We start from the raw sequence: 15,025 nt of genomic DNA, 5'->3' as shown, positions 1-15,025 counted from the left end.
GCCTCCGTCCACCAACTCCCGGCCTATCACAACCCGACCATCCCGCGGTAGAACGGACGGATGAGTGAAGCCACGGACACGTACACCCACGGCGCGGTCGAGTTCGCCGACCGGATCACCGCCGACCCGCGTAGCACCTGGCCGGTGGAGGCCGGTCGGTACCGGTTGGTGGCGTCGCTGGCGTGCCCGTGGGCGAGCCGAGCGGTGATCGTGCGCCGGCTGCTCGGCCTGGAGGACGCGCTCGGCCTCGCGGTCGTCGACCCCATCCAGGACGAGCGGAGCTGGCGGTTCACCCTCGACCCCGGCGGCCGCGACCCCGTTCTCGGCATCGGTTTCCTGCACGAGGCGTACGACGCGACCGGCGTCGACTACGTCAACGGCGTCAGCGTGCCGGCAGTCGTCGACGTACCGTCCGGGCGGCTGGTGACGAACGACTTCCACCGCATCACCCTCGACCTGCAGACCGAATGGACGGCACACCACCGCGCCGGCGCACCGGACCTCTGGCCGCAGCCGTTGCGGGACGAGATGGACCAGGTGATGTCGCGGCTCTACCACGAGCTGAACGACGCCGTCTACGGCGCGGGCTTCGGTGCCGGCCAGTCGGCGTACGAAGCGGCGTACGAGAAGGTCTTCGGCTGCCTCGACTGGCTGAGCGACCGCCTGCGCGAGCGGCGATACCTGGTCGGCGACCACATCACGGAGGCGGACGTCCGGCTGTTCACCACCCTCGTCAGGTTCGACCCCGTCTACCACGGCCACTTCAAGTGCAACCGCAACAAGATCGCCGAAGACCCCGTGCTCTGGGCGTACCTGCGTGACCTCTACCAGACCCCCGGTTTCGGCGACACGGTCAACATGACCCACATCAAGCGGCACTACCACGAGGTACTCGACACCATCAACCCGAGCCGCATCGTGCCACGAGGTCCGCAACTCGCCTGGAACGCGCCACACGGTCGTGCAGAGCTCGGCGGCACCCCATTCGGGGGCGGCAGCCCGCCCACGCGACCCAGCGACCTCGCCACCTACCCCGACCTACCGCAGGCCTGACTGGCCGTGCGTCGCTCGCGCACGGGTGGCGCGGGGGTGGCCGCGGGTGTTCGGGAGAAGCGGGGTGCCGGGCTCGCCTGTGGCACACCGGCCAGCTCTTGCAGGGTGGCGCGTGCGGCGAGATGCTCGTCGGCTACCGCCTCGGCGAACGTCAGCACGGGGGTGACGCAGGCATCGGTACCGGCGAAGACGGCGTCCCACTCGGCGCGCGTGCGGGTGGCGAACACCTCGGTGAACCGCTGCCGCAGGACGGGCCAGCCGTCGCGGTCCATCTGCTCCGGAAGTTCTTCTACCACGAGACCGAGGCCGTCGAGCAGCTGCGCGTAGAACTTCGGTTCGAGTGCACCGACAGCGACCCAGCGCCCGTCCGCGCAGGCGTACGTGTCGTAGAACGGCGCTCCCCCGTCGAGCAGGTTCGCTGCCCGGTCGTCGCGCCAGGCGCCGGCGCCGCGGAACGCCCAGACGAGTTGTGCGAGCACGCTGGTGCCGTCGACGATGGCGGCATCGACGACCTGCCCCTGACCGGAGCGCTCCCGCTCCCAGAGCGCGGCCAGGACGCCGGTGACGAGGAACATCGATCCGCCGCCGAAGTCGCCCAAGAGGTTCAGTGGCACTGCCGGTCGCTCGGCGGCGTGCCCGATCGCGTGCAACACGCCGGTACGCGCGATGTAGTTGATGTCGTGCCCGGCCCGTTGCGCCAGCGGCCCGTCCTGTCCCCAACCGGTCATCCGGCCGTACACCAGTCTCGGGTTGTGGGCAAGGCATTCCGCCGGGCCGAGGCCGAGCCGCTCGGTGACTCCCGGACGGTGCCCTTCCAGCAGTACATCGGCCCGCGCTACGAGAGACATCACATGCGCGCGGTCGTCGGCTGTCTTGAGATCCGCGACGACCACGGAGCTTCGCCCGCGCAGCAGGTGGTCCGGGTGCTCACCGGTGGGGTCGGGCCGCTCGACCCGTACGACGTCTGCACCGAGGTCGGCGAGCACCATCGCGGCGTGCGGGCAGGGACCGATCCCCGCCAGCTCGACGACGCGTAGGCCCGCGAGGGGTCCGAACACACTGCCTCCTCCGTCAGCTGGGGCTGCGCAGCTGCACCCGCTGCAGCTTGCCGACCTCGTTGCGGGGCAGGGCGTCCACGTAGTCGAACAGCCGTGGGCTGGCGTGTTTGCCGACGCGGTGAGCTACCTCGGCACGCAGTTGCCGTTCGAGCTCGCCGACGTCGCCGCTGCCGTCGCCGCGCACGACGACAGCACGAACCACGGTGCCGCCGCGGTCGCCGGATCCTGCGACCGCGGCGGCTTCGAGCACGCCCGGGTGTTCGGAGAGCACTCGTTCGACCTCCACCGGACTGACGTTGTATCCGGACGTGATGATCATGTCGTCCTCGCGGCCGAGGAAGCACCATCGTCCGTCGGGCCGGGCGCGTGCGCGGTCGTCGGTGACGAACAGGTCGCCACGCCAGCGCGCCTGCCATTCCGCAGGACGATTCTCGTACCCGTTGCTCAGCTGGTATCTCGGGCTGTGAACCGCGATGAGCCCGCTCTCCCCGGCACCGACGGGGTTTCCTTCACGGTCGACGAGCTCCACGTCGAACCCGGGGACCGGACCGGCGAGGCTGCCAGGTTCGGGCTCCGCGCCGACTGCCGGGTCGGCGAGCACCATGCCGACCTCGCTGAGCCCGTAGCCGTCGCGAATGGCCGGCGCACCCGCCTCCGACCACCGGCTGGTCGTGTCGGCGTCGAGTGGCTCACCGGCCGCTGCCACGCGTCGGAGCTCCGCGGGTGGCCCGTTGCGTAACAGCGGCGCGAGGAGCTTGCGGTACGCGCTGGGCGCCGTGGCGATGCAGCTGACACCCTCCTCGTCCAGCACCTGCCACCATGCGTTCGTGTCGAAGTCGCCGCTGTAGATGACCCGCGGCACACCGAGCGCCATGGGCACGGCGCCCGTTGTGTAGAGGCCGTAAGCCCATCCCGGGTCGGCGGTGTTGAACAACAGGTCCGCCGTCGTCACCGCCAACGAGTACTCCACGAACGGGATCAGCGACAGCAGACCGGAGTGCGGCATCACGCACGACTTCGGCTCCCCCGTGGTGCCACTGGTGAACAGCAGCGTGGCCGCGTCGCTGCCGCTGGTGTACGCCTCCGGCCCGTCGGGTGCGCTGCGCTCCCACTCGGCCCAGAAGCTGTGGTCCCCGGCGATCAAACCGGTCCCGCCCGGCCCGGTCACCGTGACCACCGTCAGATCGCCGGCGTCGAGCTCGGACAGGGCGCCATCGAGGGTGTCCCGCCAGCTGTGGTCGACGACGACCAGCCGGGCATGCGAGGAACGCAGCCGGTATCGCAGGGCGTCGGTGCCGAACCCGCAGAACAGCGGCACGTAGACGAGCCCGCTGCGCCAGGCAGCGAGTGCCACGATCCAGCTCTCCACCTGACGGGACAACAGCCCGGCCACCCGGTCGCCGCGCCTCAGCCCGGCGCGGGCGAACATGCGGGCGGCCTTGGCCGCCGCCTTGTCCAGCTCGTAGTACGTCCACCGCTGGCTGCTGCCGTCCGGATGGCGGACCACCAAGGCGAGCCTGCCACGGTCGGCCGCGTACCGACCGCACACCTCGGTCGCAGTGTTGAGACCCGCTGCGGGATCTCGCGACAAGCTCGCCTCGACCCGCGCCCAGACATCGTCCGCCGGCACCGCCGGCTCGTTCACCGCGGGGCTTCCTTCCCGCCGAGCAGCGCGACGAAGGTGACCAGGCAGCCGAGAACGATGTACGCGGAGATCGCCCACGAGCCGCCGGTGGCCGCCAGCAGGGCCGCGGCGATGAACGGCGCGGTGCCGCCGGTGATCGCGCCACCGACCTGGTAGGTGACCGAAGCTCCCGTGTAGCGCAGGTTGGCCGGGAACAGCTCGGCCAGGTAGCCGGCGACAGCGCTGTAGGTGACGGCGTGGCCGATGGGGATGGCCAGGATCATCGCGACCACGATCAGCCACGGCGTTCCGGTGTCGAACAGCCAGAAGAAGGGGAAGGCGATCGCACCCATGTAGACGGAACCGACCAGCAACACGTTGCGCCGGCCGAACTTGTCGGCCAGCACTGCAGCTGCCGGCAGGGTCACCAAGTCCAGCGTGAACCCTGCGATCACCGCCAGCAGGATCACGTTGCCGGAGATACCCAGCTGCTGCGGCCCGTACGAGAGGACGAACACCGTGACCAGGTAGAACGGGATGAAGGCGGCGGCCTGGGTGCAGGCACCGATCACCAGCGGCCGCTTGGCGCCGCGCAGCACATCGGCCAACGGGAACCTCGACACCGACTTGGCCTCGCGGACGGCACGGAAGTCCGGAGACTCGATGACCTGCAGGCGAATGTAGAGCCCGACGGCCAGCAGGACCGCACTGGCGAGGAACGGCACGCGCCAACCCCACGACAGCATCTGTGCCTCGGGCAGCTGTCCGACGAGGAAGAACGCGCCAGTAGAGAGAATCATGCCCACCGGCACGCCGGCCTGCGGCCAGCTCCCGTAGAAGGCGCGCCGTCCTGGCGGTGCGTGTTCGACCGCCATCAGCACGGCACCACCCCACTCGCCGCCGACCGCGAAGCCCTGCGTCAACCGGGCCAGCACGAGGAGGATCGGCGCGAGGATGCCGACCTGGTCATAAGTGGGCAGCAGCCCGATGGCGACGGTGCCGGCTCCCATCGTCATCAGGGAGAACACCAGCATGTTCTTGCGGCCGATTCGATCACCGAAGTGGCCGAACACGATACCGCCGAACGGGCGCGCTACGAACGCCACGCCGAACGTGGCGAACGCGGCCAACGTCCCGGCGACGGGGCTCAGCGAGGGAAAGAACTTGCCGCTGAACACCAGCGCAGCGGCCGTACCGAAGATGAAGAAGTCGTACCACTCGATCGCGGTACCGATGAAGCTGGCCAACGCGACCTTGACCGGGCTCATGGGCCTGGCGGCGACGTCGGCAGGTGAAGTCAGATTTTCGCTACTCACGGTCGCTCCCAACGGCAGTGGTGGGTAGTCGAATCCTGCACACGAACGCGGCAAACGCGGCTCCTGTGCGCTTGGTCACACAGCAAACCATGCGTCGACTCGATGCACAAGGTTTTGTGTACCGATCGTTCCAATTGCCATCACCGTCCAGCTATGGCTCTCTACCCAGCTTCGTGGACCGACCGGTACAGTCAGGGCATGACGACAATTCCCCGCTGCCAGCAAGGTTCGGCACGTCGGACGGTGCTCGTCACAGGGGGTGCCAGGGGCATCGGCGCGGGCATCACGCGGCAACTCGAGGCCAGAGGGCGCAACGTCGCGTGCGGCTACCGGCGTAGCCGAACGGCAGCGCAGAGACTCGCCGCCGAAGCGCCCGAGCGTGTCCTACCCGTCCATTACGACTCCGGTTCGGCAGCGACGGCGGACGCCGCGGTCGGAGCCGTTCTCGCGCGCTGGGGCCGGCTCGACGCACTGATCCTGAACGCCGGCAGCTGGGACGGCGGCCGGCTCACGGCGATGGACCCGGCTGCCTGGTGGCAGGTCGTCGAGCTCAATCTCAGAGGCGTCGCCGACCTGGTCAGAGCCGCCCTTCCCGTGGTCGCGAGGTCGGCGGATCCGAGTATCGTTCTCGTCTCTTCGGTGGTCGGTGTCATCGGCCACGCCGGTGACACCGCCTACGCCAGCGCGAAAGCCGGGATGATCGGCTTCGCCCGGTCCCTCGCCAAGGAAGCCAGCCGCGACGGCGTACGGGTCAACGTGCTCGCGCCTGGATTCGTCGACACGGACATGACTGCCGCCGTCCCCGCCAAGGCACGCGCACACATCGCGGACGCCTCGCTGCTCGGCCGGTTCGGCACGGTCGACGAGATCGCCAGAGCGGCCGTCTTCCTCGCCGAGGACGCCACGTACTGCACCGGATCGGTGCTGGCCGCCGACGGCGGCTGGTCGTTGTGACCGCGGCCCCACGCTGCTGTGCCAGCAGAAGGAGGACATCGTGACCGCAGGCATGAACGACGCCGAGTACCGGAGGCTGCGCGACCGCATCACCACCGCGATCTGGGACGAGCTCGACCCGCTGGAGCAACAGATCGAGGACTCCGAGCGGATTCCCTACGACATCGTACTCCCCGTGCTCCGCGAGTGCGGCGCGTTCGGACTGCTCGTCCCCCGCGAGTACGGCGGCGCCGGCCTGTCCGTCCGACAGTACCTACCCATCATCGCCGAGTTCGCGAAGATCCAGGGCGGGATCCGGGTCATCGTGCACGTCCACAACTCGTTCGCCCACGCGCTGTCGGAGATCGGGGACGACCAACAGCGGCGCGCGTTGTTGCCCGGTGCCGCGACCGGCGAGCGATCACTGGCCTTCGCCCTCACCGAACCCGACTACGGAACGGGCGCCGACCTCGGCACCACTGCAGAACGCAACGGCACCAGCTACGTCCTCAGCGGCCGCAAGTGGCTGATCACGAACTCCGACATCGCCAGCCACTTCCTGGTCTTCGCCAAGACCGACGCCAGGCAGGTCTCCGCCTTCCTCGTCGAGCGGGAGGCCGCCGGGCTCAGTATCGAGCCGCTGCCCGAGACGATGGGCTGCAAGGGTGGCGAGCACGGGGTCATCACGTTGACCGACGTGACCGTCGCACCGTCCGCACTCGTCGGGGCCGAGGGAGACGGCAACGCACATCTGGAGCGGGCGCTGGAGGTCAGCCGCGTGTTCATCGCTGCCAGCTCGCTCGGCACGTCGGAACGTTGCCTCGACCTCTCGTTGGCGCATGCTCGGCAGCGGGTCACCTTCGGCAAGCCCATCGCTCACCGCCAGGCCGTTCAGCGCTACCTCGCCGAGATGGCGACCGACATCCACGCACTACGCGGGATGTTGGCCGATGCCGCGGAGAAGTGGGATGCCGGCCAACGCATTCCCGCGGAGTCCGCCATGTGCAAACAGTTCGGCCTGGAAGCCGTCGGCCGCGTCACCGATCGGGCTCTACTCGTCCACGGTGGCATAGGCTACACGCGTAAGCACTCCATCGAACGGCTTTACCGCGACGCACGCCTGAACTGGCTCGAAGAGGGCACACCCACCATCCAGTACCTCGTCACCAGCCGGGAGCTTCTCGACGGCTACCGCTTCGCCGACCGCTTCGATCCGACCCAACAACTGACCACGACGTCCTGAGACAGAAGCAAGACCCATGAGCACGACGACCGCCAACGCCAAGCACGGGCGCCGCGAGGTGAACCGCGAGCGCGTCGCCAAGTTGGCCGCCGAACTCTGGGCTCGCAACAGCTATCACGGTACCGGCATCGCGGAACTCTCCGACGCCGTCGGCCTCGGCCGAGGCGCGCTCTACCACTACATCGGGAGTAAGGAGAGTCTCCTCTACCGCATCAGCAAGACCCAGGTCGACCGGATGAACGACCATGCAGAAGAGCTACTCCACGCCGATCTACCCACCGAGGACCTGCTACGCGGAATGGCTCGCGGCCTGATCCGTAACATCGCCAGCCATCGCGCCGAGTGGACCGTGTTCTTCCGCGAGTACACGGCACTGACCGGCGATAAGCGCGATCGGGTCGTCGGCGCGCGCGAGCGCTACGAGGGCTACTGGCGGCAGGCGCTCGACCGCGGTGTCGCCGACGGCACACTCAAGCCGCACCCTCGGCTCCTCATCAAGGGCATCCTCGGCATGCTCAACTACACCTACCTGTGGTTCGACGCCGACGGCGCGGTGAGCCCTGAGGAGCTCGCCGACGACTTCCTCGCCGCCCTTCTCGACGGCATGCGGGGTCCTTCAGCGTCGTCAGCGTGACGACTCGGGTCCGTCAGCCCACCGAGGGGCCCATGCCGAGCGACTGTGGTGTGCTGGCGTCCGGGGACGGTTGGTGCAGGCCCTCGTCGAGGGGGCCGAACTCGGTCATCAGCGCTCTGCTGCCTCCCCACGGAGTCTGCTCCTCGGCGATCAGCGCGTTCGTGGTGAGCAACAGGCCGGCCACCGACGCCCCGTTCTGCAGCGCCGACCTGCTTACGCGCAGCGGGTCGATGATGCCCAGCTCGACCAGGTTGCCGAAGTGCCCGTGCAGGGCATCGAACCCCTCGTCGTCGCCGAGTGGCCTGGTCTGCTCGACGACGTCGGCCGCCGGATGTCCGGCGTTCGCCGCGATCAGGAACGCCGGCTCGCTCAGTGCCTTGCCGACGATCTCGACGCCGTCGGCGAAGTCCCCCTCCACCCCGAGGTCGGCGAGGACCGGCTCCGCGTGCAGCAGCGAGGCACCGCCGCCGGCGACGACTCCCTCTGCCATTGCCGCTCTCGTCGCCGAGAGTGCGTCCTCCACCCGGTGCTGCAGCTCCTTCAGCTCCGCCGGTGTAGCGGCGCCGACCCGGATCACCGCGACCCGGCCGGTCAGCGCGCCGAGCCGTTCGGTGAGCACGTCCTCGTCCACGCCGAACTGCGCGCGGTCGAGCTCGGAGCGCAGCTGTTTGACGCGGAACTCCACGTCGCCGGCCGTCCCCGCTCCGTCGATGATGGTGGTGCTGTTCTCGGTGACACGAACCTGGCGCGCACGCCCGAGGTGCTCGAGGGTCATCGTCTCCATGCTGAACCCGGACTGGCGCGACAGCACAGATCCGCCGACGACCGCGGCGATGTCCTCGAGCTTGTGCAGCCGTCTGTCACCGAACCCGGGCGCGCGCACCGCGACGGCTTGGAAGGTACCGTTGGTGTGGTTGTGCACGAGCATGCTCAGTGCGGTGCCTTCCACCGTCTCGGCGATGAGCACCAGCGGCCTCGGCGCGCGCATGATCTTGTCGAGCACCGGCATCAGCTGCTGCACCTGCGACACCTTCTCGCTGCACAGCAGGATGTACGGGTCGTCGACCACGGACTCCAACCGGCCGGGGTCGGTCACCAGGTACGGCGACAGGTAGCCGTTGTCGAACTCGAAGCCCTCGACGAACTCGACGGACATGCCAATCCGTGGCGACTCCTCGACCGTGACCACGCCGCCCTCACCGACCGCGTGCAGCGCCTTGCCGACCACGGCGCCGACCGCGTCGTCGTCGTTCGCGGAGATGGCCGCGACGCGCGCCAGGTCACGTTCTTCTGTGACGGGATGCGCCACCTTCTCCAGGTGCTCGACGAGCCGGCCGACCGCCATGTCGATGCCGCGTTTGATCAGCACCGGGTTGCCGCCCCTGGTGATCTTCTGCATCCCTTCCCTGATGACCGCCTGCGCGATGACCGTCGCCGTGGTCGTGCCGTCGCCGACCACGTCGTTGGTCTTTATCGCTGCCTCTTTCACCAGTTGCGCGCCCATGTTCTCGAACTGGTCCGGCAGGTGGATCTCGCGAGCGATCGTCACGCCGTCGTTGGTGACGACGGGCGAACCGGTGATCTTCTCGATGATGACGTTGCGCCCCTTCGGGCCCAGCGTCGACTTCACCGTGTCGGCGAGCTTGTCGACGCCCACGAGCAACAGGTCGCGGGCGTCCGATCCGAACCGCAGTTCCTTCGCCATGACTGTGCTCCTCGTGCTCGTCGTTCAGGGGATGAGGATCGCGCGGCCGCGTACCCGGCCCGCGTCCAGATCGGCCAACGCGTCCAGCGCGGCGTCCAACGGGTACGCCCTTGTATGCAGCGTGACCTTGCCCGCCTGGGCAAGGACCATCAGCTCTGCCAGATCGTTGTAGGTACCGACAAGGTTGCCGATCACGTTGCGCTCCGTGGAGATGATGTCGATGGTCGGGACGTCGATGTTGCTGCCGTAGCCGATGACGTAGTGCGAGCCGCCGCGACGCGTCATAGCGAACGCGTCCTGCTGCGCACCCTGCTCCGCGACGAAGTCGAGCACGACCTCGGCGCCGTTGCCTCCGGTCAGGTCGAGCACAGCGTCCACCTGCTTGCCGTCGGCGAGCACCGTGTAGTCCGCGCCGAGTGTGGCGGCCAGTTCGAGCGCGTCCGGGTTGCGGTCGATGGCTACGACGGTCGTCGCGGTCAGTGCGGACAACACCTGGAGGCCGACGTGGCCGAGGCCGCCGACGCCGTTCACCACACACACGGTGCCGGGGAACAGCGACGGCACCGCCTTGCGCACTGCGTGGTACGCGGTAATGCCCGCGTCCGCCAATGCGGCCACGTCAGCCGGCTTTGTGCTCGGGTTCAGCAGGATGCAGGCGCGGGCCGAGGTCAGCAGGTACTCGGCCATGCCGCCGTCGCTGTTGATGCCTGGGAACGTGCTTGCGGCGCAATGCATGTCGTCGCCGGCCCGACAGGCGCGGCACAGGCCGCAGGTCGGCGTCGGATGCAGGATCACCGTGTCGCCGACGGCGACGTTGGTGACGGCGCTGCCCGTCTCGTGCACCCAGCCCGCGTTCTCGTGCCCGATCGTGTACGGCAGGCGCACACCGGACTTCTCCGCCCACTGCTCCTCGATGATGTGCAGGTCGGTACGGCAGACCCCGGCACCGCCGACCTTCACCACGACGTCGAACGGCTCCAGTGCCTTCGGCTCGGGCACGTCCTCGACGACCGGCTGACGGTGGTACTCATGCAGCCGAACGGCCTTCATGTCGTCACCTCGTTCCCGTAGCGAGCCCGCAGCATGCCGATGCACACTCCGGTGTTCGCCTCCTGACTCACCCTGGTCAACCTGGCCCGGCCCAGATACGTACGCAGCTCCGCCGCCTCTACCGCCGCACCTGTCGTGGCGTCGACGAGCAACGGATCGGTGTCCGCCGCAGGCAGTCCGAGCTCGGTCCTGCGTGCGCGCAGGCGGTCGGTGTCCGGGCCGGCGGGAGCGTCACCGAGGGTCAGGTCTGCGAGCCGGGACGGGTCGGTGCCCGCGGCCACCATCGCCCTGGACACCCGGTCGGCCCCTGCCAGCACCGCCTTGCGCAGGAAGTCGGCCCGCAGCTCGTCCAGCTCGCCCGCCGCCTCGTCGGCGAAGGACGCAACGAAGCCGGACCGTGCCGCGACTCCCGCGTTGATCACGTCGGCGGCGAAGTGGTCCACGAGCTGGACGTCCGCGCCCGTCACCTCGGGTACTCCGCGCACCGCGTCGTCGGCATCCGCCACCATCAGGAAGGCGAAGTTCGGCGCGCAGAAGTACGTGGGCAGGCGCAGGCGCACCCGTGCCACACCGGTTTCCGTCACCGTGCAGTGCGCGACGAACCCGAGCTCGGTCACCGGGCGGTCCAGCTCCGGATCGCGCACTGCGGCCAGGGCCGACAGGACGGCGTGCGCAACCGCCGCCCTGTCAGCCTGGGGCCGGACCGCCGAGGTGTTCGTCACTGCCCTGGAACGCCGACCGGCGTCTCCGTCGGTACCGCCTCGGGGCGGAGCTCTGCCGGGATCTCGATGTCGTAGAGGCGCGCGGCGTTCAGACCGAGGATCTTCTTCTTCGCCGTAACACTCAACGGCGAATAGTCGGCGAACTCCTCACTGTCCGGCATCTGCCAGTCCACGAAGCCCTCGACCTGCCAGCGTGGCTCCCAGATGGCGTAGTCCGCGCCGAACACCAGCTTGTCCTCCCCCAGCCAGAACATCAGCTCACCCATGACCTTGGCGAAGAACCGCGGCCTGGCGTGCATCAGCCCACCGACCACGACGGCGAGACCGGCATAGACGTTGGGCTCCTGGGTCGCCATGAAGCAGAAGTCCTCGATCCTCGGCAGACCGACGTGCTCGACGACGAAGTTCAGCTCAGGGAAGTTCGTCGCCGCGAAGTCGATGTCCGACACGTCGAAGGCATCCTTGTCGAGCGGCCAGATCGTCGGACCCTTGTGCACGTGGATGTTCGTCACCCCGAGCGCCTGGCACTTCGCCAGGTAACGGGCGGACTCGTCGCTCTTCAGGCTCCAGCCACGTGAGTCGCCCTTCCACTCCGCCGTGTAGAGCTTGACGCCCTTGCAACCCCAACGCTCGACGTTCTCCTCCAGCACGTCCAGGCCGCGGTCGCCGTCGCGCGGGTCCCACGTGGTGTTCACGACGAACCGGCCGGGGTGCTTCTCGGCCAGTGCGCCATCGACCTCCGTCGTGTTGAACCCGTTCTTGTACCACTGCCTTAGGTTCGTCGGCTGGAAGATGGCGACGTCGACGTGCCCGTCCTCGAAGACGTCCTTCATCATCCTTTCTTCCGAGTACTTCTGGAACTCCTCCAGCGACCAGTGCGTCTCGGGCGGACCGAGACCCTGGTAGGCGTGGAAGCACTCGATCCAGCCCTTCGCGTATTGCTCCTGGCCGGGGATCCAGTTGGCCGGGCTGGCGTCCCAGAAGTGGGTGTGGCCGTCGACCACGAAGTACTTCTCGCCGTCCTTCTCGTACACGGCAACCTCCCTGCTACGAGCGAGCCACGAGATCGAAGTCGAGGAACTCGGCGGCGTCTTCGGGGTTCGCGAACATGATGGTGCGGTCGTCCTGGTGGATCATGCGCCCGTAGTGGGTGGACATGCTCTCCTCGAACTCCGCCGCGTTGAACCAGCCGTCCTCCTCGCCCGCAGCCTCGTCGATCTCGCTGTAGACGACGTCCATCCGGCCCTTGGCGTCGACCCTGATCATCGACGGCAACGGCGTGATGGTGACGTTCTCCTTGCGTCCCATCACCTCGGCGACGATCACGCCGACCTGGTTGTTCATCAGGGTGAAGCCACACTTGTTGGAGGCGGTGTTGTTGCGCTCGAACGGGCTCTCTGCCGTCTTGAAAGTCGTCACTGGGCCAGCTCCTTCGGTGTCTGCAGATCCAGTTCGGACAAGATGCCGACGAAGCGGCTCTTGGCACGGTCGAGGCCGTCCTCGAAGCGCGGTGGCTTCGCGTCCGGCAGTGACCACAGCGACTGCAGCGTCCTCGCCGCGGTGATGCACCGCGGCACCCAGTCCGCCAGCCAGCGCTGCATGATCTTCCTGTTGTGGTCGGCGAACTCCTTGTCGTCGATCAGCAGCCGGAACATCGGCTTCGTGTAGCGCAGGTCGCGTTCCGCGTAGTCGTACTCCTCCGCGCCCACCAGCGTCGGTGTGACGAAGTCCCCGTTCGCCGGTGCCGCCTGCTGGACCATGTTGCTGCGGAACAGCTCCCCGACGAGCGGCTCGAAGACGATGTTCGCGGCGAACACGGCCTCGCACCAGTCCCAGATCGTGGTCAGCTGTTCGGCCGTCTCCCTTACGCCCTGCCAGGCCGGGTCCTCGTTCCAGGTCTCGACGTGCGCCGTACCGTCGAACTCCGAGATCTCCTCGCTGAGGGTCAGGTTGTACAGCGCGAGGTCCTGGGCGGCGCGGATCCTGTGCATGCTGTTCACGGAGATCGCGTTGTTGTGCATGTTCGTCGGAGCTCTGCGGTTGGCGTTGGCGAACAGGTAGAGCCCGAGCCCGTGGTCGACGTGCATCCACGCACCGACGTGGTGCGCGACGAACTGCACCCAGTTCGGGTTCCACTGGTCGAACGCCTTGGCCTGCCGTGCCGCGTCGACGTTCTGGTTGAGCTGACGTACCACGTTGGAGTTGTAGCGGTACAGCGTCAGCTCCCACTCCTCGTTGGGGTCACGGAACTCGTGCCAGCCGAGCGCGGGCCACTCGTACCCCTGGCCACCCGAGCCCGGCGACCGCTTCGGTACCGGCCGGTCGGACCCCCAGGCCTTCAGCTCAGTCCACTCCAGCGGGTACCCGCCCTTGCCGTCGGAGAACCCGTAGAGCCAACCCTGGGCGAGGTAGTGCCTCGGGTCGGGTTGCACTTCGACGGTCACGTCCTCGTAGTGGCTCTGCTTGCGTTTCTGTGCCGTGAAGTAGTTGAACCGGCGGGCGTCCGAGTCGGGGAAGACCTTCGCGCCGGCCTCGGCGTCCGTGAAGACGGGCTTCGGCACACTTCGTTGTGTTGTCGTTGTCATCCGCTTCTTCCTTCGGTGCTAGCTCTCGTCGGCGTCACCGGTGGTGGTGAACTTGTCGTAGAAGATCCGCTTCTCCGCGACCCCGAGCGTGGGCAGCAGAGCCAGCGCGGCTTCCACCATGGGCGGCGGTCCGCACACGTAGGCGTCGGCACCGGAGAGGTCCCCCGTCATCCGCTCCAACACGTCGGTGATCAGCCCGACCTCGCCGTCCCATGCCTCCTCGTTCGCCGGCTCGGACAGGGCGGGGACGTACCGGAAGGCGGGCAGCGTCTCCGCCAGGGTGGCCAGTTCGTCCTCGAAGCACAGGTCCTGCCGGCGCCTGGCGCCGTAGTAGAACGAGGCCGGCCGGTCGATACCGCGTTCCGCCATGGAACGCAGCAGCGACAGGATCGGCGCCATCCCGGCACCCCCGCCGAGGAAGATCAGCTCCGTTTCCGGGTTGTCCCGCAACGTGAACACGCCGAAAGGCCCGGTGATCTCCAACCGGTCGCCGACGGCCAGCTGGGTGTCGAGGAAGTTGGAGAACATGCCGTCCGGGTAGATCTTTATGACGAACTCCAGCAGGCCGGTGTCCGCGCTGGATGTGTTCGCCATGGAGAACGAACGCGTTGCGTCGTGGCCGGGCACGGTGAAGTCCACGTACTGGCCGGGGAAGAACTTCAACGTCGACGGCTCCACGAGGCGCACCACGAGGTGCCTGATGTCGTGCGTCACATTGTCCTTGCTCACGACCTCCACGTCGGCGTGCTGGATGGGCAGGCCGGACTTGATCATCTCCTCGTCGTAGTTGAGCAGCTCGACGACGAGGTCCTCGTACGCGTGCGTCCGGCACAGCAGGGTGTAGCCCTCCTCCTTCTCGAAGTCGGGCAGCGCGAAGGTGGAGTACCGGTCGAGCTCGATGTCGTCACCGTCGAGTACGAACGACTTGCACGACGCGCACTGGCCCTCCTTGCAGCCGTGCATGAGCATCACGCCCTGCTCCGCGGCCGCGCGCAGGATCGTCTGCTCCTCGTCGACCTCGATGTCGATCCCGACCGGTTCGAAGGTCACCTTGTGCTTCTCGCCCATGGTCATCTCTCTACGGTCGGGATCGACGGTCGAA

General features: G+C 68.0%; 14 protein-coding genes. 4 read left to right on the top strand and 10 right to left on the bottom strand.

Going from position 1 to position 15,025, the window contains the following annotated elements; all coding sequences use genetic code 11:
- The first annotated feature begins 60 nt into the window (after window positions 1–60).
- On the top strand, window positions 61–1,053 hold the full coding sequence (locus tag GEV07_11875; GenBank protein MQA03382.1) for a glutathione S-transferase family protein: 993 nt from the start codon (window positions 61–63) through the stop codon (window positions 1,051–1,053).
- On the opposite strand, the gene GEV07_11870 is transcribed toward GEV07_11875, so the two are convergent.
- The 3 genes from GEV07_11870 to GEV07_11860 are packed head-to-tail and all read right to left on the bottom strand — an operon-like array spanning window position 1,029 to window position 5,003.
- On the bottom strand, window positions 1,029–2,111 hold the full coding sequence (locus GEV07_11870) for a CoA transferase (GenBank protein MQA03381.1): 1,083 nt from the start codon (window positions 2,109–2,111) through the stop codon (window positions 1,029–1,031). The two genes, GEV07_11875 and GEV07_11870, sit on opposite strands and share 25 nt — an antisense overlap.
- A 13-nt stretch (window positions 2,112–2,124) precedes the next feature.
- Window positions 2,125–3,756, bottom strand: coding sequence for an AMP-binding protein (locus GEV07_11865; protein ID MQA03380.1), 1,632 nt, complete (start codon window positions 3,754–3,756; stop codon window positions 2,125–2,127).
- Entirely contained in the window at window positions 3,753–5,003 is a 1,251-nt protein-coding gene (locus GEV07_11860) for an MFS transporter (GenBank protein ID MQA03379.1), read from the bottom strand. Before GEV07_11860 ends, GEV07_11865 begins: the two co-directional genes overlap by 4 nt.
- Window positions 5,004–5,249: 246 nt before the next feature.
- Here GEV07_11860 and GEV07_11855 point away from each other — a divergent pair, with 246 nt between their 5' ends.
- From GEV07_11855 to GEV07_11845, 3 genes are read left to right on the top strand one after another with little or no spacing between them, the layout of a single operon-like run.
- The gene (locus GEV07_11855) at window positions 5,250–6,005 is read left to right on the top strand and encodes an SDR family oxidoreductase (GenBank protein MQA03378.1); all 756 of its coding nucleotides are present in this window, start codon (window positions 5,250–5,252) and stop codon (window positions 6,003–6,005) included.
- A gap of 52 nt (window positions 6,006–6,057) precedes the next feature.
- Window positions 6,058–7,227: an acyl-CoA dehydrogenase gene (locus GEV07_11850; protein MQA03377.1), complete on the top strand. Its 1,170-nt coding sequence runs from the start codon at window positions 6,058–6,060 to the stop codon at window positions 7,225–7,227.
- Window positions 7,228–7,243: 16 nt separating this feature from the next.
- Window positions 7,244–7,861, top strand: a complete 618-nt coding sequence (locus tag GEV07_11845) for a TetR family transcriptional regulator (GenBank protein ID MQA03376.1) — start codon at window positions 7,244–7,246, stop codon at window positions 7,859–7,861.
- Between the two features lie 13 nt (window positions 7,862–7,874).
- Here the strand turns inward: GEV07_11845 and groL are convergent, their stop codons facing one another.
- The 7 genes from groL to GEV07_11810 are packed head-to-tail and all read right to left on the bottom strand — an operon-like array spanning window position 7,875 to window position 14,991.
- Window positions 7,875–9,566 (bottom strand): chaperonin GroEL, encoded by a 1,692-nt coding sequence (gene groL, locus GEV07_11840; GenBank protein ID MQA03375.1) that lies wholly within the window; start codon window positions 9,564–9,566, stop codon window positions 7,875–7,877.
- A gap of 24 nt (window positions 9,567–9,590) precedes the next feature.
- Window positions 9,591–10,616 carry an alcohol dehydrogenase catalytic domain-containing protein gene (locus tag GEV07_11835; GenBank protein ID MQA03374.1) on the bottom strand — a complete coding sequence of 342 codons (1,026 nt, stop codon included), beginning with the start codon at window positions 10,614–10,616 and terminating at the stop codon, window positions 9,591–9,593.
- Window positions 10,613–11,338: a DUF59 domain-containing protein gene (locus GEV07_11830; protein MQA03373.1), complete on the bottom strand. Its 726-nt coding sequence runs from the start codon at window positions 11,336–11,338 to the stop codon at window positions 10,613–10,615. The genes GEV07_11835 and GEV07_11830 overlap by 4 nt, the downstream gene beginning before the upstream one ends.
- Window positions 11,335–12,372 (bottom strand): amidohydrolase family protein, encoded by a 1,038-nt coding sequence (locus GEV07_11825; GenBank protein MQA03372.1) that lies wholly within the window; start codon window positions 12,370–12,372, stop codon window positions 11,335–11,337. Before GEV07_11825 ends, GEV07_11830 begins: the two co-directional genes overlap by 4 nt.
- Before the next feature lie 13 nt (window positions 12,373–12,385).
- Window positions 12,386–12,757: a monooxygenase gene (locus tag GEV07_11820; GenBank protein MQA03371.1), complete on the bottom strand. Its 372-nt coding sequence runs from the start codon at window positions 12,755–12,757 to the stop codon at window positions 12,386–12,388.
- Window positions 12,754–13,923, bottom strand: a complete 1,170-nt coding sequence (locus GEV07_11815) for a toluene hydroxylase (protein ID MQA03370.1) — start codon at window positions 13,921–13,923, stop codon at window positions 12,754–12,756. The genes GEV07_11820 and GEV07_11815 overlap by 4 nt, the downstream gene beginning before the upstream one ends.
- Before the next feature lie 18 nt (window positions 13,924–13,941).
- Window positions 13,942–14,991 (bottom strand): 2Fe-2S iron-sulfur cluster binding domain-containing protein, encoded by a 1,050-nt coding sequence (locus GEV07_11810; protein MQA03369.1) that lies wholly within the window; start codon window positions 14,989–14,991, stop codon window positions 13,942–13,944.
- Between the last annotated feature and the right edge of the window lie 34 nt (window positions 14,992–15,025).

The sequence above is a fragment of the Streptosporangiales bacterium genome (assembly GCA_009379825.1).
Taxonomy (GTDB): Bacteria; Actinomycetota; Actinomycetes; order Streptosporangiales; family WHST01; genus WHST01.
Note: the sequence above shows the minus strand (reverse complement) of the source record. Positions and strands in the feature narration are given on the sequence as shown.

Coding starts and splice junctions, on each gene's coding strand:
- GEV07_11835 (MQA03374.1), bottom strand. CDS start 10,616: ATGAAGGCCGTTCGGCTGCATGAGTACCACCGTCAGCCGGTCGTCGAG.
- GEV07_11860 (MQA03379.1), bottom strand. CDS start 5,003: ATGAGCCCGGTCAAGGTCGCGTTGGCCAGCTTCATCGGTACCGCGATC.
- GEV07_11845 (MQA03376.1), top strand. CDS start 7,244: ATGAGCACGACGACCGCCAACGCCAAGCACGGGCGCCGCGAGGTGAAC.
- GEV07_11815 (MQA03370.1), bottom strand. CDS start 13,923: ATGACAACGACAACACAACGAAGTGTGCCGAAGCCCGTCTTCACGGAC.
- GEV07_11855 (MQA03378.1), top strand. CDS start 5,250: ATGACGACAATTCCCCGCTGCCAGCAAGGTTCGGCACGTCGGACGGTG.
- GEV07_11810 (MQA03369.1), bottom strand. CDS start 14,991: ATGGGCGAGAAGCACAAGGTGACCTTCGAACCGGTCGGGATCGACATC.
- groL (MQA03375.1), bottom strand. CDS start 9,566: ATGGCGAAGGAACTGCGGTTCGGATCGGACGCCCGCGACCTGTTGCTC.
- GEV07_11850 (MQA03377.1), top strand. CDS start 6,058: ATGAACGACGCCGAGTACCGGAGGCTGCGCGACCGCATCACCACCGCG.
- GEV07_11875 (MQA03382.1), top strand. CDS start 61: ATGAGTGAAGCCACGGACACGTACACCCACGGCGCGGTCGAGTTCGCC.